Raw genomic sequence first — 20,589 nt, forward strand, 5'->3', positions numbered from 1 at the left:
CTTACACCCTAATTCTCGACATAAATAGGACCATTGCATTCCCATCTGCACTCTATGATCATGAATGATGTTAGCGTTCGAATCATCGATGATTCTGTGAGAAGAGGTGAAGCATGTATCAACGCACCACGCGCAGTATCAGCGTCAGCGTCCAGCCGATTTTCTTGGAGGACGAGTCGGAGCCCGACAGCAATCGCTATGTCTGGGCTTACCATATCCGGATCGAGAATAAAGGCCGCGAGACGGTCCAGCTGCGCCAACGCTATTGGAAGATCACCGACGCGCATGGCCATACCGCCGAACTGCGCGGCGCGGGGGTCGTGGGTGAGCAACCCGTTTTGAACCCAGGCGAAAGCTTTGAATACACCAGCGGAACCCCATTGACGACGCCCACCGGAATCATGCTGGGCAGCTATGAGATGTCAACCCAGCAAGGGGAGACCTTCGAAGTCCCAATCCCGCCCTTTTCATTGGACAGTCCGCATCATCCGATGGTCAGGCATTAGAACGGCATGATGACGTCCAAGACCTGCTGACCGTAACGCGGTTGTTGCACGTCGATGATCTGGCCACGCCCACCATACGAGACTCGGGCTTCGGCGATCTGGTCGTAATTCACCGAATTGGCCGAGCTGATATCCTCGGGCCGCACAACGCCGGCCACGGTCAATTCACGCATTTCGTAGTTCACCACGATTTGTTGTTTCCCTTGTAGGACCAGATTTCCATTCGGGAGGACCTGGGTAATCATCGCGGCCACGCGCAATTGAATCGTCTCGCCGCGATCAATTTCGCCCGAGCCGGAATTGCTGGTTTTGCTGCTCAGATCCACCAGTTTTTCAGGGTCCACCGCATCGGGGAAATATTTGGCCAACTTACTTTCAAAGCCCCATAGGCTGGGCATGCCCGCGCTGTCGCTATTGTCGCGGCCACGCTTGGTCTTATTCGACATCTTGGCCTTTTCATCCAAGTTGATATTGATGGTCAAGATATCCCCCACCCTACTGGCACGCTGGTCACGGAAAAATGCGCGCGAGCCTGCCCGCCACAACGAATTGGGCTGACGATTATCGGGCATCGGCGTGGGCATGGGCAGGCTGACCGTTTGCGCCTGAGCGGGCGGAGGCGCGATCTGCGCCAGCTTTGGCGCGGAGCCGATCTCCTCGAACCGCGAACCGGCATTGCATCCGGGCAAGGCCAGGACGGCAATCAAGGCAGCCGTACCCACGGCGCGGCACGAGAAAGGCTTCATGGAATATCCCCTTGTGTCTGTTGAATCTGGGCAGTTTGACGGCTCTCTTGCGGCAGATTGACCTCGACCAAACCGCTGCCTATCACGACGGCCTCGATGGTGCGGTTGCTTTGCGTATTCAAGATGCGTACGACCTCGCCCTTAGCGCCATCTTGTTGCGCGCGGCCTTGCATCGACATGTGCAAAACGGGGGAGCGCACTTCCACCGTCACCGGCTTGCCGCGCAAGACCAGGCGTTCGGCCTGCACATCAGCGCGGCGCAGAGGTTGACCGACCAACAAGGCACGGCGCGCCTCCTTACCGATCAACGAACCGGCATCCTGGATGGCATCTCCCGACACGCGATCGGCGGGCCATAGCTGGTCTTCAAGGTCCACGGCGCGCACCACCTCGCCCAATTCGATCCGGCGCACAGGAACGGGAAGGCTGATTTGCGTGTTCACGCGACCCGTCACCGTCACCACATCCTCACCCGCCGTCAGGCTGGCAGTGAAGAAATTGCGAGATTTCTCATAAGTGATATCCGCAACGCGCGCCATGCCATGCCCATCGGCAGGCAGCTTTAGACTGATCGTGCTTTGGCCGGGCAAGACGGTCCAGGACGCGCCGTCCACTTTGTCATGCAAGGCTTCCGTCAACAGGCCCACCAACGCGGCGCGATCCAGGCTGACCCGGTTATCAGCGCCCGTTGCGATCTGCGGCGCGCCAAACATGACCAAGGCCAACACAGCCATGATCTCGAATCTAAGTGCTCTTGCTATCTGCCTTCGTGTCATGTCAGCCCCCGAATGCTTTCTTCACGATTAGCGGAGATTGCTTACTTCCTTGGACATTTCGTCGGCCGTCCGTATCACGCGCGAGTTCATCTCATAGGCGCGTTGGGCGGTGATGAGATTGGTGATCTCGCTGACGATGTTGACGTTCGACGTTTCCAAAGAACCTTGCACAACATTGCCAAATCCCACTGCCTGCGGATTGCCCACCACAGGCGAACCCGAAGCCGGGGTTTCGCGCAACAGATTCTCTCCCAAGGATTCGAGACCGGCGGGGTTGGGAAATGTGGCCAATTGCAGTTGCCCGACATTGCTGGGCGTCGTCTGACCATCAATTTTCGCCTGAATTTGTCCGCTGGCATTGATGGTGATGCCGACTGTCCCGGCGGGAATAGTCGCCTGAGGAAGAACGGGATAACCGTCTGCCGAGACGATTGCGCCTTCGGCATTGACCTGGAAGGAACCAGCCCGGCTATAGGCGGTTGTTCCATCGGGCATCTGCACTTGGAAGAATCCCCGACCGTTGATGGCCATGTCCAAGGGATTATCGGTCACGGTGAAATTGCCTTGCTCGTTGATGCGATACACCGAGGCCGTTTTGACACCCGAACCAAGCTGAATGCCCGAAGGCAAAATGGTGCCCGCATCCGATGATGTCGAACCAACGCGACGAACCTGCTGATACAACAGATCTTGAAACTCCGCGCGTTGGCGCTTGAAACCTGTGGTGGACATATTGGCGATATTGTTGGAAATGACTTCCACATTGGTCTGCTGAGCCAGCATGCCGGTGGCGCCGATATTCATCGTCCTCATGGCATCAATCCTTCCCTCATCGTGTTCTTACTCGATCTCTGGTTCATCAGGACACACGGCCCAGCTGCCGCACGGCATTGCGTTGACGTTCGGTCTCTGTCTCCAGCATGCGCTGGGTCTGCTGGTACGAACGCAAGGCCTCGATCATGCGTGTCATTTCCACGACCGGCTGAACGTTCGAGGCCTCGATGACGCCTTGGACAACATGGGAATTTTCGTCTGCCTGCCCGGCCTCGTCGGTCATGAAGTAACCGCTTTGGTCCGGATCCAAGGCTTGCGGGTTCTCGAAACGGGTTAGTTGCAGTTTTCCTACCTGCCCCAATTCCGTCGAGATGGTCCCATCCCCCTTAATCTGTACATTCTGCGCCCCCGTGGGCAGAACGGCGGGGGCATCGCCTTGTAGCAGAACTTTATCGCCCGAAGCCGTGGTCAATTCGCCTTCGCTGTTCAAGGTAAAGGCGCCCGCGCGCGTGTAACGCTTACCCTCTGCCGTCTGAACAGAAAGCCAAGCATCACCCTGCACAGCCACATCCAAGGCGTTGTCCGTATGCTGCAAGGGACCGGCGCGATCATCGCGCCAAGTGGCACGATCCAATACAAATTGTAGCGGACGTGTCTCGCCCGGAGGCAGAATGGGCGCATCTTCAGCAACCAGTTCCTGGCGCTTAAAGCCCGTGGTGTTCATATTGGCCAAATTATTGGCCAGAACATCTATACGCCGCCTTAGGACATCCTGGCGCGACAACGCTATCAGTAATGGCGATTCCATGACGCCTCACATTCCACGCGGTTATTAAACCAAACTCACCGCATGTCGTGATGCAAGGCGCGTGCCAAGTTGGAAGAAAGCAATCTTCAGAATGATCGCTTTCGACGATATTGAGCGTCTTTGAACAAATTAGCCGCCAGGGCCGGCTCCCATCGATCGCCGTTATCCAATAAGCGTGATTTATCAAAAAACAATTCCGGCCTCGTTTCTGTTGAGAATTCAAAATTGGGGCCTTCAACAACCGCATCCACTGGACAAGCCTCTTGGCATAGGCCGCAATAAATACACTTCGTCATGTCTATATCATAACGTGTTGTGCGGCGGCTGCCATCCTCAGCACGAGGGGCGGCTTCGATGGTAATGGCCTGAGCCGGACATACCGCCTCACACAGCTTACATGCGATACACCGCTCTTCCCCACTGGCGTAACGGCGCAACGCATGTTCCCCACGGAATCGGGGGCTGAGCGGTCCCTTTTCATAAGGGTAGTTCAAGGTGACCTTGGGACGCAGGACGTAGCGCAAGGTCAGCCACATGCCGCTTGCGATCTCGGCAAGAAACAAGCGGTTAAAAAACGCCCGCAAGGAAGCAGCCATCAAGCTACCTTTCTCGCTTAGCCGCCCCCGCCCATGCCGCCGCCTTGGCTTTGTGTGGTTGATAGAACCACGGTAGCATGCATGATCGACAACATGGCCCAGACGATCACGCCGGCCACCAATACCATGCCGCCGAACCGCGCGACATTAGCCTGGTTTTGCAGCTCAATGACCTGCTCTTCGATCCATTCATGCGTGATCTGCTCAATCACCGTGCCGACATCGCCCCGTTCCGAGAGGATTTCAAGATCCAAAGCCACCATAGGATCGGGAAAGCCAAAGTTGCCAGCGCGCAGCGCTTCGCCGAGATTGCGACCGCGCAAAACTTCCTGACGCGCTGTGCTTAGACGCTCTTGCAGCCAAGGCGTCGCTTCTTCCTCAAGGATTTCCAGGGCACGTTTCAAAGGAACCTGAGCGCCCAACAGTGACGATATACCCAGCAAGAAGGCACTGCCTTGCCACACGCGATACCACGACCAAGGAGGGAACTTGTCGAGTTTCACACGCAGCGATCCGCGCCAATGCGGCAAGGTACTGGCGATCACGGCCATAATCGCGAAGAGCCCCAACAGGGTCCAGATGCCATAATTGTGGATATAGTCGGACACCATGACCAATCCGCCCATGCTCTCCAACACCGCCTTGGATGCAAGTGTCTTCATCTTGTCGATCAGCACATAGCCGAACATGAACAAGACCGCCGAAAGCAGCAGCAGCATGAAGAACGGATAACTGACGGCGTAAATGATGGCCTCTTTCATCTTTCGGGCCTGTTCGCCGATGCTCATAATGGCACTGAAGGATTTCGAGACGGTGCCCGATTCTTCGCCCGAGCGAATCATGTACAGCTCGGCCACCGGCACCCAGCCCGACATAGCATCCGAAAGCGAATCACCGGCGCGATCGCGGCTAAGCCATTCCTGCAAGGCGATCGCCTCGGCCCGGTCAGGCTTTTTTCCCATTTCGGAGTAGTTGTACCAAAGCCGCTCTAACGAACGAGACAAAGCCTCGTTCATATTCAGCATACCTTGCAGCTTTCGATAAATGCGCCAACGACGGCGACGATTATTGCGCAACGTCCATTGCGCCATACGGCGCCCTAAATCAGCCATTTTTCAATGCCTCCTAGGCGATTCTCGACTTCACGGACCTCTCGGTCACGCGCCAGAAAGCCCACGTCAAACTCCGCATCACGAGCGTCAATCTCACCGCGTCGCAGCTTGTCCAGCGCGTGCCACATCATGGTAATGCCGCCTTTTCCTTCGGGAGCGGGCGCCAACCAATACTGTCTGGCGGACTCCATCTTATTCTTCTGTAACCAATCCATCAACCTATCATCTGCTTCAGCCACTTCCGCGATGATCGTGCGTCCGGAACGACCTTGATAACAGTGTGGGCAGCCCTGGGGATGAGCAAAATAGACCTGCCCCAAATCCGGTTCATGTAAATCCAGCATAGAAGGATCAATGGGCCGCCAATCATCTGGGTTTTCGCTGGGTTTGCGGCGATATTGACGCTGGGCATCCATGACGGACAAGGCCGCGCGCACACGCTGCGCATATATCTTAAGCGTTGAATCTATCTGCACAGCTTCACGCATAGGCATGCGGCAATGACGACACAGGGTGCGCATCAGACGTTGGCAGATCAATCCGCGCAGCAGATTCGGGTCATAGACCAGATAATCGTCGATCCCGAGATCGCGCAGACGCTGTGGAATCGCGATCGCCGAATAGACGTGCAAGGTGGTGTACACCTGGCGTCCTGTCAGCGTCAGACGAAACGCGAAGGTTGCCGTTTGCATGTCGCGCATTTCGCCCAACATCACGATATCGGGATCCAAACGCAGCGCGCAACGCATGACTTCAAGGAATGAGCGTTCGCGCTGTTCGTCTTTGACGGAGGCCGACACACCGACCTGACGTCCGCCAAGGACGCCGCCTTCGGGAGGGTCTTCGATCATCAGACAGTTCAGCTGCATGTTGGTCTCGGCCATACGGCGATTGAGCATCACGCGCAACGTGGTCGTCTTACCTTGGTTCACAGGGCCCGAAAAGACGCGCATGGCGCCCGGGATGGCGCGTAACTGACGCACCAAGTCGGTCTGATCCTGGGAAAAACCCAGCGAATCGACATCCGCCGCCACAAAATCCGGACCGAATATCTTCGCGCTGTCATATTGCAGACGCATATCCAGATAACGCCCACCATCCGCCAAAGGAATCCACTGGCAGCGCACCGCGATGACATTGTCAGGCAGAATCAGCGTATCGGGACCGCTCATTGGAATGAGCATGGCGGCTTGCGGTTCCAGCCAGTTCGCCGTAGAGCCTGACTGTGCCGCCGAATGCGAATAGATGGAGGAAAGGACCTGCTCGCCTTCTTTTTGCGTCCATGTCTCCCACAGACGCAGCTTACCATCGACGCGGAATTCCACTTTGGTGCGATCGGCCGTCGATTCGATGTGAATATCGCTGGCTCCCAGCTCAGATCCTTTTTGTAAAGTCTCGACAATGCGCCGACGCACGGCGTTGTCGTCCAGTCGGATCGACGTGGCATTTTTATCGGCATAATGATAGGCGCGGCGAATAACGTCCGGCGTCACATATCGCGGCGGTTCAACCGTAAAACCCTGACGGATGGCCAATTGGCGAACCGAGGTTACCAAGGGCGAATTTTTGTGGCTTTCACTAACCAGCCACAGCCCCGAGTCAAACAAGGCGCAGACAGTGCGCGATTCGGCCGGAACGCGCAATGGCCCACCCACTGCCGTCAGCACCATGCCGCTAAAGACGATTCTCTGCGAACCGATAACAGCCTTTTCTTCAACGGAAGACTTAATATCCATATCCAAGGGAGGTAGATCGACCTCTGAAATATCCTGACCTTCCTTCTTGGCCTCTGTATTGGAGCCGCGCAGATGCGCTCGAGCGATAGGTGGAGTCACCAAGCCACGCGCCGGACCAGTTCCAGCCAAACTGCCCGGCGCCCCTGAAGGAGAAGCTTTGAGAGGTAAGGACGCAGGCGCGTCCGAGAGGATTCCTGAATACGGCACGGCAGCTTTGGGCGTTTGCGCCTTAGACGGCTGAGCCACAGACGGCTGAGCCACGACCGATGACGGCTTAGAACTGCTAAAGAGAGCCCCACGCTTCGTCCCGGACGAGGGTTTGTCAGCGGCCTTGTTCTGCTCCTGACTAGAAGAAGACGCATTCAGGCGCCCACGCAAGGAATCAAAAAACTCTCCCATCCGCATTAGCCTCCAAGTCCTGACCATCACCCCATAGACGGGACAGCTTAGTCCGGGCGTACGATTCTTGCCATACCTGTCCGCCTCACATTCAAATATAAAATGGCTTGTACAGCCTATAGACAACGTCTTTATAAATTATTGCAATACGGCACATGAACAAGCGAGCCAAGGAGATACCATCCATCACATTGATTAAATGCAATATTTTAGAGTCATAAACGACGTGATTCAGACTTACCGTGCGCCGCCACAGGGGATGGCAGCGGTCGGCCCCGGCTCGGACGCCGTCAACACGGCCATCGACTTTGCGCATAAGGCATGTCCTCGACCGTCGCCAGCCTAACGCCCAGTGAGCAGGAGCTTTTGTTCAATCTCTCGGCGGGAAAATAACTCCTAGAACGCAATCCCCCCTACATTTTTCTTCCTGATCGGCAAGCGAGACACGCTTATCCGCTTTCCTTCTGGCAAGCCCCATATATATATTGGTCGCCATGATCTGCCACGGAGAGGGCCTTCATCTGGTATCCTCATCGACCGGCAAATTCAGCTTATGGAAATAGGCCGACAACATAGGGACATGGTCGTGATCGGATGAAGCAGGATTTCTATGAACTACTGGGTGTGGCGCGTGACGCCGGCACCGAGGACATTAAGACCGCCTATCGCAAATTAGCGATGGCGCATCATCCCGACCGCAACCCGGGCAACAAAGAATCCGAAGAGCATTTCAAGCGGATCAACGAGGCCTATGACGTTCTGCGCGATCCCCAAAAACGGAGCGTGTATGACCGCTATGGCGCGGGTGGTCCCGGCGGCGCGGGGGCCGAGGCGCAGGGCTTCGATTTTGGCAATATCGGCGGGATCTTTGAGGAAGTTTTTAGTGAATTCGTCGGCGCGCGGGCAGGCGGGCGCGGCGGCGCGGGTCCGGCGCGCGGCTCCGATTTGCGCTATGACATGGAAATCTCCTTGGACGAGGCATTTAGCGGCATAGAGCGCGAGATACGTATTGCCAGCGCCGCCGCATGCGATAGCTGCAAAGGCAGCGGATCGAAACCCGGCACACAGCCGCAAACCTGCCCCACCTGTCGTGGCCATGGCCGCGTGCGCGTGCAGCGCGGCTTTTTTACTTTGGAGCAGGCTTGTCATGCATGCCAAGGCGTCGGGCGGATCATTAAGGACCCCTGCCCTTCATGCAAAGGCGCGGGCCGCAAACGTGTCGAACGCCAGCTTTCCATCAGAATTCCCCCCGGGGTCGAAGACGGAACCCGCATCCGCCTGACGGGCGAGGGCGAGGCCGGACCCAACGGCACCCCTTCAGGCGATTTGTATGTTGTGCTGGGAATCCGCGCCCATCCCTTCTTTCAGCGCGAGGGGGCCAGCATCTATTGCCGCGCGCCCATTCCCATGACCATCGCGGCGCTGGGTGGCCAGATCGAGGTGCCGACCATCGACGGATCGCGCATCATGCTCGACATACCGGTAGGAACCCAGACCGGCCAACAATTCCGCCTACGCGCCAAGGGCATGTCCGTCCTACACAGCGAATCGCGCGGCGAGATGTATGTGCAATCCATCGTGGAGACCCCGACAAACCTGACCCGGCGGGAAGAGGAAATCCTGCGCGAATTCGCCCGCGAACGCGGCGAACGCGAACATGAGGATACCGAAGGGGGTTTTCTGTCGAGGATCAAAGAATTCTGGAAAGATATCAGTGAATAGCCATTCTCTTGCATAATTCCATTTAGTCGATATTCATCGTCTTGGGTCATACTGAACGGCATGATGGATATTCCTGTTCCGAACTCTTCCTCATCTCCGATCTGCGCCGGTCGCAAACTGGCCGTATTCTCGGATTTCGATGGTACATTAATCGAGTTCCGCCCCATAGGCATGGTCGCGCTCGCCCCCGTCGATCAAGAGCTGCAAGACCTGCTGACGCTGTTGCTGCGTGCCATGGAAGGTGCCGTGGCGGTGGTCAGCGGGCGGGAAATGAGCAGCCTTGTCCGTCTCTTGCCGCCCGAACGCATCCCCTTGCCCATCTCCGGTTCGCATGGGGCGGAATGGCGTCTGTCCCTCAACCAAGCCATTCAATGTATTCCGCGAGCGGTCGCATTGGACGAGGTGCATCTTCGTCTGAGACAAAGGCTGGAGCATGTAGAGAACGTCTTCCTTGAAAACAAAGATTTTAGCGTAGCGGTTCATGATCTGAAAGCTCCCTTGAATCAGCCCATACTGAACAGCCTGCGCAGCATTGCACAGGATTTGCCGGAGGTGGCCACTCTGGATGCCCAAGGCGTGATCGAATTTCGTATGCGCGGCGTTACCAAAGGAACGGCTGTTCAAGAGATGATGCGCCATGCGCCCTTTACCGATCGCCGACCGATTTTTCTGGGAGACGACACGACCGATCTGGATGGATTCGCCGCATGCCGCGCCATGGGCGGATTGGCGGTGTCGGTAGGAGCTAAGTTGAAAGGCCGGGGCGACCTTGACCTAGCGGGACCGGACGAGGTGCGGACCTGGCTGCGCCTTCTGGCCCATGATCCCGCCCAAGCCCTCGCCACGGCCTCTATCGAGGCCTAGGCCCCGCTTTCGCCCTTCTCTGGCCCTTACTTGCTTACGCGCAGATTCGACAACGAGTCGCCGATGGCTCTGAACGCATCGTTCAGCTCGGTTTCCGTCGGCGAGTTGAAGTAGTAGTCCGACTGCGTGGCACAGCTCTTCAACAGGTTCTTAATGCTGGTGCCAGGGTTACCGAACGCGATGGTATACACTTGGATGTTTTTGCTCTTCATCGCGTTACAAACGGTGGTCAGTCGTTGATTTAACTTCGTCACCGCCGTGGACGAGCTGGTAGTGCCCAGCAAGCCTTGAGACAGCCATCCATAGGCGGTAAAGACACTGCTGCTCATCGTGTTCTCACCGTCCGTCATGATCACGGCGGCTTTGTTCATGTTCGGCGCGTTGTAGTCAAGCGGCAGACCATTGGCATCCATCTCACCGCCCCAGAGACCGCGCCAACGCGGTGACAACATACGCCATCCCCATACCGCGCCATAATTGACATGCGTGTTCCCCGTGGCCTGCATGGTATTGATGGCATTGACGATGGCCGTCTTGCTGGCGGTCAGGGGCTTCATCTCTTGCGAACAGTATTTATTCGGGCCGTTATCTGTGCCCAATGGAGTGTTGTAGCTGCCGTCCCAACCATTAATCCAGTCATTGCCGCTGCTATCCGCCCAATAATACGCGTTGAAGGGCGCAACCGAGGGCGGATCGTCGGTAGTGTCGCGATTGGACGCCGTGCGCGCCATCACACAGCCCATCCATGATGTCGGCCCCCAGTTCAGGCCGGCATAATGCGTGCCGTCGAGCCATGCGGTGCGCGAGGAACCGATATTGACACTCTGCGCGAAAGGCACCAGGCCAATCCACAGATCGTCTACCGATTCCTTCCCACCGTATAGAATATCGACCAGCAGATTGGCGGCATTTTTTAAACTACTAAGCTTCGAGCCTGCCATGGAGCCGGTATTGTCCAGCACCATCACCAATTCCAAGCCGTTGACGGCGCGGGTGATTTCCGATTGCACGCTGACCGTGACGTTGTTGATGTTGAAGATGCGCATGAAGATCGTCGGCACCGTGGCCGAGGCCGTCATGGTCAGCACCGTCTTGTCGCTATTCACGGCGATCGACGAGCTGGTGATGCTGGCGTCCAGGTAATGCGCCGGAAAGTTGGCGCTTAGATATTTGTTGAACTCTGTCTCAACATTGGCCGTACTCACGGTCGATCCAGCCGCCAAGCCCGCCGCGTCCACCGCCGTGGATAGGCGCGATTGCACCAATTGCGTACGGGCGGTATCGATCGACAGGCCCACGAAGCCGCTGAGCGCAACAAAGGACAGAGCCACCAAGATGGCCGCCGATCCCGACTCGTCATTGGCCAGGACACGGAAGTTGCGGCAGATGGTGCTGCCAATTTTCTTTTGTGCGGACATGGTGCTGTTCCTCCTCTTTCCCTTCCCTATGGCGCCGTGATAAGCGCGCCAAGACGCGGTTTGAAGATGGCCGTCTTGTAGATATCTCCCGGTGTAATGATGTCGGACGCAAAGAAGGTCTGATAGTCGTAATAGACTTCGGCCACGATCACATTGTCCTTTTCATTCAACGTCAATCCATTAGGTAGAGCCGCCGTAGCGTTGATGTTGCCCAGCTTGCTGGTGCGGGCCAATGTGCCTCCACCCGTATAACGCCAACGGACCGTCGCATTGGCCTGCCCTTGGGCGCGATAGACAGACGTGATGATGACGACGCCTTTGGCCCCAAACTCGAAAGGATCCATGATTTCAGGCGCGGCGATAAGCGTCTGTCCCAAGCTCGCTGACGTCACTTGATCGGACTGAGCGATGATATCGGCAATGGTATAGGACGTTCGCTCAATCTTCTGGTGCAACAGCAGACAGCGCGCCAATTCAAAGCCGCCCAGCATCAGCGTGACGACGATCGGGACGACCAGGGCGAATTCCACCGCCGCGATGCCCTTCTGGTTTTTCCAAAAGCCGCATCGTGAGGCCGGGCGAGACGCCCTGGTGTTATGGGCCTGCGGCATAGGGTTCATTTTTCACCACGATTCTTGATGACACCGTGAAGGTTCCGTCATGGCCCATAAGATCGCCCATCATCGGCGTAAAGAGTTTCCAGGGATAACTGATCGTATAGACCACAATATCCCCAGCCGAACCGGTGCCTTCGGTGCCCCGGTCCAGGTCGTATTGGTCATTGTGGTTAACATCCGTATAGTTTTCGCCCTCGTCCCACTGGCCATTGCCATCGGCGTCGATGAACGGCTCGGGCTGGCCGATCTGGCTGAATGACGTGTAGGTCTTGGTGTCCATAACGACCTTGCTGATGTCAATGAACGGTCCTGCACGCTGGGTGATGGCGGCCATGATGGTGGCTTCTCGGGTCATGCCCGATTGAACGTAACCCGTCTTACCGGTGCGCGAGGCGCTAAAGGCAGCGCTTTCCATAATATGGGTCACAAAGAAGATCATCGAAACCTCGATGGTGCCGATGATCAGCATCGCCAGAATGGGCAAGATCAACGCAAATTCCACCGCCGCCGTGGCGCGGATATCGCGCATCAAGCGGGACAGAAATCCTTGGCGTTGTCTGCATACTCTTGCCATTGCCGACTCCTATCGAACCTCGCGCACACACACGAGGCGACCGAGACATGTGTTTGACACACTCCGTCATCTTGACTGTATCAAGTCGGCTTTGATGAAAGCTTAAGAGTGGCGCGATATTTCGCTAAATGAGGCGTAAATGCCTGTGTCATTACGTAGCTATATCGTTATGCGACTGTGGTTGGGGCGCCAGGATTCGAACCTGGGGATGGCGGGATCAAAACCCGCTGCCTTACCGCTTGGCTACGCCCCAATACGCCGCACAGAGGCGCAAACCATAGCACAGCCACAGCGCAGAGCAAGATGCTCGCGTGACGGCCCATTCAATGGCTAAGCCTTTATTTTTGCGCTTGTTCTCCCGTACATAGACTTGGGGGGAGACGGTTGATCGACCTCAATGTCGCTGTAATAGTAAAGTCGCCGTAATTGATAGTCGCTTCTCGCATCACGCCGTTTTCCAATAGGACAATATCGCTTTCCTGATTGGGTTTGAGATCATTGTTGTTATCCGAGAAAAAAGCCAGATGGACATTCCAGCCAGGGGCATTGAGAAGATCGGCATCCACTTGTGCATCTTGATTTTGCTCTTCTTTATTACCGTCTCCGTCACGATGATCGGCCAGAGGAATGGGCTGAGAGTCAGGAGCCTTGATCGGGGCGATCTTATCCACCCTGGACAATATAAAGGCTGAAATATCGCTGTAACCTTCCTCGCCATCGCCGTCAAACACCGTGAAAGTCGCAAAATTCTCGTGGTCCATTGCCATTTGCAGCAGTTTCAACACATGCTGCGTCGGGAAAACCGTGCCCGTGGGCAGGACCGCTTTCTTTGCCTTGGGCAGATCGAAATGCGCCTGTCCGCCGGCCAGCCCGCGCTGCACAGCATGGCCGCGATATTCTTCCTGATCCTTGCCGTTTAACTGACGGCGAATCTGAAACCGAAAGCGACTGCCATCCTTGGCCTCCCAGCTTGTCTGACTGGTCGTCATGGCGACGGTGCTGTCATTGACGTTCAACAAATCCACGGCGAAATTCTGCTGGCTGGTCCAGCCATCACAGGCGTCCCCCCATTCCATGACGATCTTGCCCTGCGCGCCGCGCACATCGCTCTTCCCGGCCACGTTACCCAGCTTGAGATCATAAACGGCACGGTGCGGTGCCAATTTACGAACGATCTCTTCCATCGAAGCTGTCGCTGCGGGTGCGGGCGCGCCGCATGCCGTCAAGGCCAATAGGAGGAACGCTCCCATCTTATGACGCCGGATCACTGGCTTGAGCAATGTCGTTCCCTTGACGTTCGATTCACAAAGGCGTGAGTACAGACTATAGGGCGTGCAAGGCCTGGGAACAACATGGAGCATATATTCCGATTGCATGGCGGTGTGCTATACAATCCCCCTGATAGATTTATGCATCCAAGGACACACAGATCATGACCGAGTCGGCTAAGCCCGCTCCCCTACGCGCCACCGATGGCATTTTGCGGGTGATTGAGATCATGGCGCGTTTGCGCGATCCGGAAACGGGCTGCCCGTGGGACCTGAAGCAAGATTTTCGCAGCATGACCAAACATGTCATTGAAGAAGCCTATGAGGTGGCCGAGGCCGCCGATTCAGGCGATACCGACCATTTGCGCGAGGAACTGGGTGATTTACTGTTACAGGTGATATTTTACGCACAACTTGCTGAAGAAAAAGGAATTTTTGATATCAATTCCATCGCCAATGGCTTGGCGGACAAGCTGATTTCTCGCCACCCACATGTTTTTGGGGACGAGCAAGCGGCAACGGCAGATGACGTAATGCGTATCTGGAGCGCCCGCAAAGAGGCAGAAAAAGCGCAAAAACTGACGGCACCAAACGATAAGCCAGACTATATCATCAGCGTCCCCGCATCTTTGCCCGCCATGCTGCGCACGACAAAATTACAGGAAAAGAAGAATAAAACGGGCTGGGATTGGGCAACAGGTCAAGATGCCCTTAACAACATCAAAGATGAGATCGCCGAGGCGAGGGCCGAATTGAACGACGAAAACCCTGGGGCCTTATATCAAGAGCTGGGGGATGTTTTGTTCTCAGTCGTCGCCACGACCCGTTTTTTGGGATTCGACCCCGAAGCCGTACTGCGCGCCTGCAATCATAAATTCGAGGGTCGCATCTGGGGCATAGAAGACATTCTCCATGCCCAGGGACGCCGGATCGAAAACACCTCAGCCCAAGAAATTCAAGACCTGTGGATCGAGATTAAGCAGCACCGAAAAAATGGTGAATTTCTGACGCCCCGATCGCCGCGCGAGGATTATTTCTTGAATATTCCCGCAGCATTGCCCGCCATACGCCGAACAAGCCAGATGGAAGAAAAGAAAAACGCTATGGGATGGGACTGGGTGTCGAGCGATTCGGCCCTGCAAAAGATTCTGGATGAATTGGAGGAGGCCGTTGTTGAACTGGATATCAATAATCGCACCGCCCTTGCCGATGAAATGGGCGATGTGATCTTCGCCAGCATCGCCTGTATCCGGTATATCGGCTACGATCCGGAAGAGGTTCTGAATGCCGCCAATGATAAGTTTGAACGCCGATTCCATGTCATTGAGGACCGCTTGCACCAAGAAGGCCGCAGGCTGCATCAGGCATCTGCGAGTGAAATTCAAGACCTGTGGGTCGCCGCAAAGCGCCAAGAAAAGCTGTCGGCCCCGGTTGATAAGTCTGCCATCACAGCACCACGGACCATGAATGGGACCTTCACACGAGAGAGTCTGGACCTACCAATTTACGCTGTGGCGAACTCCTGACATCGTCAGAGACAGACGACATTCCTGAAAGCTCCCCGCACGTCACGCACGGTGCCAGCAATCATCATGGATAAAGATCAATAACGATTCGCAGCGAAGAAATCCTCAACGGCAGAAACATACGCGCGGTTGTTGTCCAGATACGCCAAATGACCACTCTCGGGAATGATGCTCACCACGGAACCCTTGATCAGCTTCTGTGCTTCCCGCATCGTCTTTGGCGTTACAGTGTCATATTCACCGCAAAGCAATAGCGTTGGAACGACAATTTCAGCCAATCGAGAAAACACGTCGAAGTCTTTCAAAAGACCCTGACAGCTAAATTCGCTCGGCCCCCACATGGCCATGTATATTTGCCTTACTGTTTTGTGCCGGTGTTTAAGCAATATGCTTCGATTTTCATTGGATCGTAGAAGATGAAGAGAAGAAAAAAGATCATCTGCGGCTTGATACGCAGCAGAACTCGTCGTCCCGTTGGCTTCGCAAGAGCGTATCGTTTCTTGAACATCGGACGGCAATTCCGCCATTAATTCATTGCAGTCATCAATCCACTTTTTTGTTGAAAGGAGTGGGCACGATAAGACGAGTCCTGCAACTTTTGTCGGATTGTGTATGGCAAAATAGGCGGCCAGGGCACCACCCCAGGAATGGCCAAAAAGAATAACTTTGTCCTTTCCAAGATGCTTCATAAGGCAAGAAATCTCATCTGCAAAGCGCTCAACCGTCATTAAGTCGGGGGTAAGTTCAGCCGGAGAGTAATACGAGCCAAGCTGGTCGTAAAAAACGACAGGCCTTTCATCAGCAAGACTTTCAAGGCCATCACACATAGCAGAATGAGATCCTCCAGGTCCGCCGTGCACGAAAACGACAGGCGTCCTTGCAGTCTTATCGGGATCATGCGGTTCATAATACCTGCAGTGGATATTTCCACCTATGACAGGAACTGTTCCGGTTTTTTCTAGTGTGTGGTGCATCATGGAATCAGCCTGCGTCCTGCCGTTAAATTTAGCTCATTCACAATCAAGCCGTCGTCGCCATTAATCCGGCTGGCTCCGACGTAGTTGGCGCAACCTCCAGGTCAATGCGCTGATCCAGCATGCGGCTGACCAAATGACGCAGCGCCATGCGATCCGAGCGCGTCAGCATCTCGCCGCCTTCGATGACCAGTTCTGTGAATTCCTCTTGATTGGGGAACAGCCACGGGCGACCCGCTAAACGACGATACCAACCTTCGACATAGGCATCATCGCGCCATGCGGCGTTGAAGAACAATTCACGCATCGTCTCAAGCAAGCTTTCGGCTTCGTCCAGGCTCTGCTTGTCATCCTCGTTCAGGGATTGTTGAACGCGACCGGCGCAACGGTCGAACATCGTCGCTTCCTGAGGCCGTGCAAAACTGCGCGCCAAGCGGTTAAAGGCCGCCTGCATGCGTCCCAAGCGACGCTTGAGGGTGATATCGCGGTGACGATAGGCCAGTCGCGCCAGGTCTTGGCGGATGAACCGGGCTTCCTCGCTAACTTGGCGAATCTGTTCAGGCTCTTGGCTGCCTTCGCGCAACTGGTCGCCTTGATCCTCCAGACGCAAACGCAGCAATTCCAAATCATGCCCACCTTGCGGACCAAGCGCGGCGGATAATTCGCCCCATTCCTCTTCGGCCTGGGCCAGGACGGCTTCGGCGAAACGCAAACCGTTTTCGGGGTCAAAGGACACGCGCCCGGCCTGCGGCGAATAAAAACGCGGTGCGCGCAAGGAAATGGCGGGTTGTCCGTCCATCGAAGGCAGACTGACATTGGCCTGCAAAACGCCGCTATCGCTAAGCCGCCAATGGAAGGTGATAATGTCGCCTTCCTTCAGATGCGTTCCGCTGGGAAGGTCTTCGCCTGCGATACGCAGCGAGCCGATGCACAGATTCAGCTCCACCTTTTCCGGGTATTCCAGCTGATACAGCTCAAACGCCACATGCCCGGCCTCGCCCGCGCGTACAGGCCGCACCAAACGGAAAGACTGATCGCCTTCCGAAGGCAACACCGTATTCTTTTTCACCAAAGGATGCAGGCGGTTTCGTGGCGAGTCGCTTGATTCGCGCACCTTCACGGCAATCGTATGCGTGGCGGGAATGCCTGCCGTCGCGGCCACCACGCGCATGATCTCGATCGGTTCGATGGACGGGCCGTCGATGGAACGCTCGGTCTCGTCCGTCAAATGCGGCTGGAAGACGTAAGAGCCGATTTGCGGCAAGGGTACCGCGATGACCATCTCATCTTCGACGCGCAGACGCGCCGACTGCCAATCACGGGCGCTATCGGTCAGTTGTAGCCAGCAATCGTGCTGTGCCTTGCGACCGCCGGGGATGCGCACGCGAATGGCGGCGCGATCTTCGACCGTGCGGGCTGTATGCTCGAAGCTGACATGGAAAGACTGACTGCCTTGACCGATATCGGCCTCACGCACGGCCTCGCTTTTCTTGGGAGCGGATGTTCCGCTGGATTTCCATTCGCGGCTCTCGCAGAAATAGGCCGCTCCCACGGCAACCGCCGTCATAGGATCGCCGGACAAATCCGCCGCGATTCCCAGTTCATCCGACACGCGCTGGCGAATAAGCGGAGTATGGCTGGGGCCGCCGATAAAGACGACCCGATCAATATCCTCGTGGCTATAGCCATTCTCTTCCAGCAAGGTTCGCGCCACCTCGACCGTGCGGTCGATGGTGTCGCGGATCATGGCCTCGTAAGTCGCGCGTTCGAAGGGAATATCCACAAAGATCGCAGCGCCCGATTCGTCATGCGCGTTGATCTCTTCATCCGAGGAGAAAATCGACACTTTTTCCTGAGTCGAAAGCTCGATCTTGGCCTTTTCCGCCGCCAACTGGGCCAGTCGAATGACCCGGCGGAATTTGGGATCGCGCTGGAAATCCTTAGGCAAGTCGAAGTGCTCGGCCAGCCAGGGACGCACCACCTCGTTGACGATCATGCGGTCGAAATCGCGTCCGCCCAACATGCTGACGCCTTGATGGTCGATGACCGAGACCTCGCCATTAATGCTTTGCGCCAAGGCCAGGTCAAACGTGCCGCCGCCCAGATCATAGATCAAGAACTGCCCCGAACGACTGGAGCCTTCCATCGTGGCCAGCGCGGCGGCGATCGGCTCTTGCAGCAAGGCGACGTTTTGAAGGCCCGCCATATGCGCCGCGCTCAACGTGGCCTCGGCCTGCATCGGATTGAAGGTCGCGGGAATGGTGATCACCGCCCCGCGCACATCCTGGCTGCCCGTGGCCGTGAATGCCTGGGCCAGCAATTGGCGAATGATTTCCGAGCTGCATTCCTCAGGTGTCAGGCTTAGATCCAGCCCTGGCAATTGAATGGGCGTGGAGGTACCCATCAAACGCTTAAAGCCCGAGGCGACATTCTCGGGCGAGATGATGGCCTGGTCATGGGCGCGCCGCCCAAACAGACGATGACCGCGTTTATCCACAAATATCATGGAAGGCAGATAATCCTGCCCGTCGCTGGTTCGAAACACCTTCGCTTTGCCGTCCACGATTCCCGCGACAACGCTGTTCGAGGTGCCCAAGTCTATGCCGATATCCATGAACCGACTTTCCTAATCGATTTTATAGGCAGGTTTGCGCCTTGCCCTTAAGGCAGACATTCTATCGCGCCGTAATAGCTGCAACAAGGGTTTGCATGTGGTTTTTTTCGTAGATTTAGGTCTACCGACACATGCGCACCGAACGATGTTCGATACCACTTAGGTCCCGATTTTTGAGCGAAGAAGAAACTGGAAACGCCCTGCAAAACATGATATTCGTCCCGCCATGCCCATTGAGATTGAAGCCAAATTTCCGGATATCGACCGCGTGGCTTTGCGCCGTCTTCTGACACAGTCCGGCTATGCCTGCGTCCACCCCGAATATCTGATGCGCCGCGTGGTGTTTGATCTTCCCCAAGGAGATAAGCACCGCTGGGCGCGCGTCCGCGACGAAGCCGGCGTCGTCACCATCAGCTATAAACGCACGCATGACATCAACCGCGTGGACGGCACCGAGGAAATTCAAATCATCGCCGACGATTTCGATACGGCATGCCATCTGCTGGAAGCCTTTGGCCTGATCCGTAAATCGTATCAAGAGACACGGCGAGAAATGTGGACTCGCGCCTTGGTCGAAGTAACGCTGGACGAATGGCCCGCTATTCCCCCTTTTGTGGAAATTGAGGCACCCGATGAGGGCTTGGTGCGCGCGGCGGCCCAGGAACTGGGATTCGTGTGGGAAAACGCTTTGTTCGGGGCGGTCGCCACGCTCTATGAGCGAATCGGCATTTCATCACACGCCATTAATGCCGCTCCAATGATCACTTTTGACCATGTGGCCGACATTCACGCTTTGGCACAGCAAGGTTGATGATCAACTGTCTTTGATCTTCGTGGCCGAGATCAGACACCGGTCGAGGGTAGAACTTCGTCCTTATAGGCCACATCGACGATGACATAGCCCTTGTCACCGCCAGGCGCGCGGATCTGCACGCTGTCGTCAATCGACTTGCCAATCAGCGCCCGCGCCAAAGGCGCGCCGACCGACAGCAGCCCCGAATGGATGTCGCTTTCGTCCTGGCCGACGATCTGATAGCGCACACGTTCGCCGCTGTCTTCGTCCTCCAGCACCACCGTCGCGCCAAAACGAACCATGGGACCGGACAGCTTGGAGACGTCGATGACATCGGCCAGGCTGATTTTGCTTTCCAGCTCGGCGATACGGCCTTCGATGAAGCTCTGCTTCTCGCGCGCGGAGTGGTATTCGGCATTTTCCGACAAGTCGCCCTGAGCGCGCGCCTCGGCAATGGCCTTGATAATGTTGGGCCGTTCCGTGCTTTTTAGATGACGCAACTCTTCCGTCAAACGCTGATAACCACCTTTGGTCATCGGAACTTTTTCGACCATATTACAAACTCCCCTTGAGCGCTGCCAGGACCCGGTAACGACACTAAATCGCTGCTTGGTGCCTCGAACTTACGTCAGTTCCCTAGATTTAGGCACAGACGGTCAAATTTACCGAGTCTTAGCATTACAAGCAATGCCCCAGATAGCCAGAAGGCAAAAGATGAGGGACATCATGCAAGATGTTTGACAACGAGCAAGGCATGGTCACAATC

General features: G+C 56.0%; 19 protein-coding genes and 1 tRNA gene. 5 read left to right on the forward strand and 15 right to left on the reverse strand.

Features of this window, described 5'->3' with window-relative positions; all coding sequences use genetic code 11:
* Positions 1–113: 113 nt before the first annotated feature.
* A complete protein-coding gene (gene apaG, locus IPI58_02630) occupies positions 114–506 on the forward strand; it encodes a Co2+/Mg2+ efflux protein ApaG (protein QQR69576.1) in 393 nt (130 codons plus the stop codon).
* Here the strand turns inward: apaG and IPI58_02635 are convergent.
* The 7 genes from IPI58_02635 to tadA all read right to left on the reverse strand — a co-directional run bounded on the left by IPI58_02635 (position 503) and on the right by tadA (position 7,315).
* Complete coding sequence (locus tag IPI58_02635; protein QQR69577.1) at positions 503–1,252, reverse strand: flagellar basal body L-ring protein FlgH; 750 nt, start codon at positions 1,250–1,252, stop codon at positions 503–505. The two genes, apaG and IPI58_02635, sit on opposite strands and share 4 nt — an antisense overlap.
* Positions 1,249–1,986 carry a flagellar basal body P-ring formation protein FlgA gene (gene flgA / locus IPI58_02640; GenBank protein ID QQR69578.1) on the reverse strand — a complete coding sequence of 246 codons (738 nt, stop codon included), beginning with the start codon at positions 1,984–1,986 and terminating at the stop codon, positions 1,249–1,251. Before flgA ends, IPI58_02635 begins: the two co-directional genes overlap by 4 nt.
* A 69-nt stretch (positions 1,987–2,055) precedes the next feature.
* The gene (gene flgG, locus IPI58_02645; GenBank protein QQR69579.1) at positions 2,056–2,841 is read right to left on the reverse strand and encodes a flagellar basal-body rod protein FlgG; all 786 of its coding nucleotides are present in this window, start codon (positions 2,839–2,841) and stop codon (positions 2,056–2,058) included.
* A 46-nt stretch (positions 2,842–2,887) separates the two neighbouring features.
* Positions 2,888–3,610: a flagellar hook-basal body complex protein gene (locus tag IPI58_02650; protein ID QQR69580.1), complete on the reverse strand. Its 723-nt coding sequence runs from the start codon at positions 3,608–3,610 to the stop codon at positions 2,888–2,890.
* Between the two features lie 86 nt (positions 3,611–3,696).
* Positions 3,697–4,206 (reverse strand): NADH-quinone oxidoreductase subunit NuoI, encoded by a 510-nt coding sequence (nuoI, locus tag IPI58_02655; GenBank protein ID QQR69581.1) that lies wholly within the window; start codon positions 4,204–4,206, stop codon positions 3,697–3,699.
* Positions 4,207–4,223: 17 nt separating this feature from the next.
* Positions 4,224–5,318 carry a type II secretion system F family protein gene (locus IPI58_02660; GenBank protein ID QQR69582.1) on the reverse strand — a complete coding sequence of 365 codons (1,095 nt, stop codon included), beginning with the start codon at positions 5,316–5,318 and terminating at the stop codon, positions 4,224–4,226.
* Positions 5,306–7,315, reverse strand: a complete 2,010-nt coding sequence (gene tadA, locus IPI58_02665) for a Flp pilus assembly complex ATPase component TadA (GenBank protein ID QQR69583.1) — start codon at positions 7,313–7,315, stop codon at positions 5,306–5,308. The genes IPI58_02660 and tadA overlap by 13 nt, the downstream gene beginning before the upstream one ends.
* A gap of 732 nt (positions 7,316–8,047) precedes the next feature.
* Here tadA and dnaJ point away from each other — a divergent pair.
* Both dnaJ and otsB read left to right on the forward strand, forming a co-directional pair.
* Complete coding sequence (dnaJ, locus tag IPI58_02670) at positions 8,048–9,175, forward strand: molecular chaperone DnaJ (GenBank protein ID QQR69584.1); 1,128 nt, start codon at positions 8,048–8,050, stop codon at positions 9,173–9,175.
* Positions 9,176–9,235: 60 nt separating this feature from the next.
* On the forward strand, positions 9,236–10,039 hold the full coding sequence (otsB, locus tag IPI58_02675) for a trehalose-phosphatase (GenBank protein QQR69585.1): 804 nt from the start codon (positions 9,236–9,238) through the stop codon (positions 10,037–10,039).
* A 26-nt stretch (positions 10,040–10,065) separates the two neighbouring features.
* Here otsB and IPI58_02680 read toward each other — a convergent pair whose 3' ends face one another.
* The 5 genes from IPI58_02680 to IPI58_02700 all read right to left on the reverse strand — a co-directional run bounded on the left by IPI58_02680 (position 10,066) and on the right by IPI58_02700 (position 13,898).
* Positions 10,066–11,457 (reverse strand): pilus assembly protein, encoded by a 1,392-nt coding sequence (locus tag IPI58_02680; protein ID QQR69586.1) that lies wholly within the window; start codon positions 11,455–11,457, stop codon positions 10,066–10,068.
* Positions 11,458–11,483: 26 nt separating this feature from the next.
* Positions 11,484–12,068: a pilus assembly protein gene (locus IPI58_02685; GenBank protein ID QQR69587.1), complete on the reverse strand. Its 585-nt coding sequence runs from the start codon at positions 12,066–12,068 to the stop codon at positions 11,484–11,486.
* Positions 12,052–12,603, reverse strand: coding sequence for a pilus assembly protein (locus IPI58_02690; GenBank protein QQR69588.1), 552 nt, complete (start codon positions 12,601–12,603; stop codon positions 12,052–12,054). Before IPI58_02690 ends, IPI58_02685 begins: the two co-directional genes overlap by 17 nt.
* A 223-nt stretch (positions 12,604–12,826) precedes the next feature.
* Positions 12,827–12,901: transfer RNA gene (locus tag IPI58_02695), tRNA-Gln, on the reverse strand.
* Between the two features lie 85 nt (positions 12,902–12,986).
* Positions 12,987–13,898, reverse strand: a complete 912-nt coding sequence (locus tag IPI58_02700) for a DUF1849 family protein (protein ID QQR69589.1) — start codon at positions 13,896–13,898, stop codon at positions 12,987–12,989.
* Positions 13,899–14,080: 182 nt separating this feature from the next.
* On the opposite strand from IPI58_02700, the gene mazG reads away from it, so the two are divergent.
* Positions 14,081–15,442 (forward strand): nucleoside triphosphate pyrophosphohydrolase, encoded by a 1,362-nt coding sequence (gene mazG, locus IPI58_02705; GenBank protein QQR69590.1) that lies wholly within the window; start codon positions 14,081–14,083, stop codon positions 15,440–15,442.
* 77 nt (positions 15,443–15,519) lie between these two features.
* On the opposite strand, the gene IPI58_02710 is transcribed toward mazG, so the two are convergent.
* Both IPI58_02710 and IPI58_02715 read right to left on the reverse strand, forming a co-directional pair.
* Positions 15,520–16,419, reverse strand: a complete 900-nt coding sequence (locus tag IPI58_02710; GenBank protein ID QQR69591.1) for a proline iminopeptidase-family hydrolase — start codon at positions 16,417–16,419, stop codon at positions 15,520–15,522.
* 43 nt (positions 16,420–16,462) lie between these two features.
* Positions 16,463–19,030 (reverse strand): Hsp70 family protein, encoded by a 2,568-nt coding sequence (locus IPI58_02715; protein ID QQR69592.1) that lies wholly within the window; start codon positions 19,028–19,030, stop codon positions 16,463–16,465.
* 226 nt (positions 19,031–19,256) lie between these two features.
* Between IPI58_02715 and IPI58_02720 the strand changes: the two genes are divergently transcribed.
* Positions 19,257–19,841 carry an adenylate cyclase gene (locus IPI58_02720; GenBank protein QQR69593.1) on the forward strand — a complete coding sequence of 195 codons (585 nt, stop codon included), beginning with the start codon at positions 19,257–19,259 and terminating at the stop codon, positions 19,839–19,841.
* Positions 19,842–19,873: 32 nt separating this feature from the next.
* On the opposite strand, the gene greA is transcribed toward IPI58_02720, so the two are convergent.
* Complete coding sequence (gene greA / locus IPI58_02725) at positions 19,874–20,377, reverse strand: transcription elongation factor GreA (GenBank protein ID QQR69594.1); 504 nt, start codon at positions 20,375–20,377, stop codon at positions 19,874–19,876.
* Between the last annotated feature and the right edge of the window lie 212 nt (positions 20,378–20,589).

The organism is Alphaproteobacteria bacterium (assembly GCA_016699305.1).
Lineage (GTDB): Bacteria > Pseudomonadota > Alphaproteobacteria.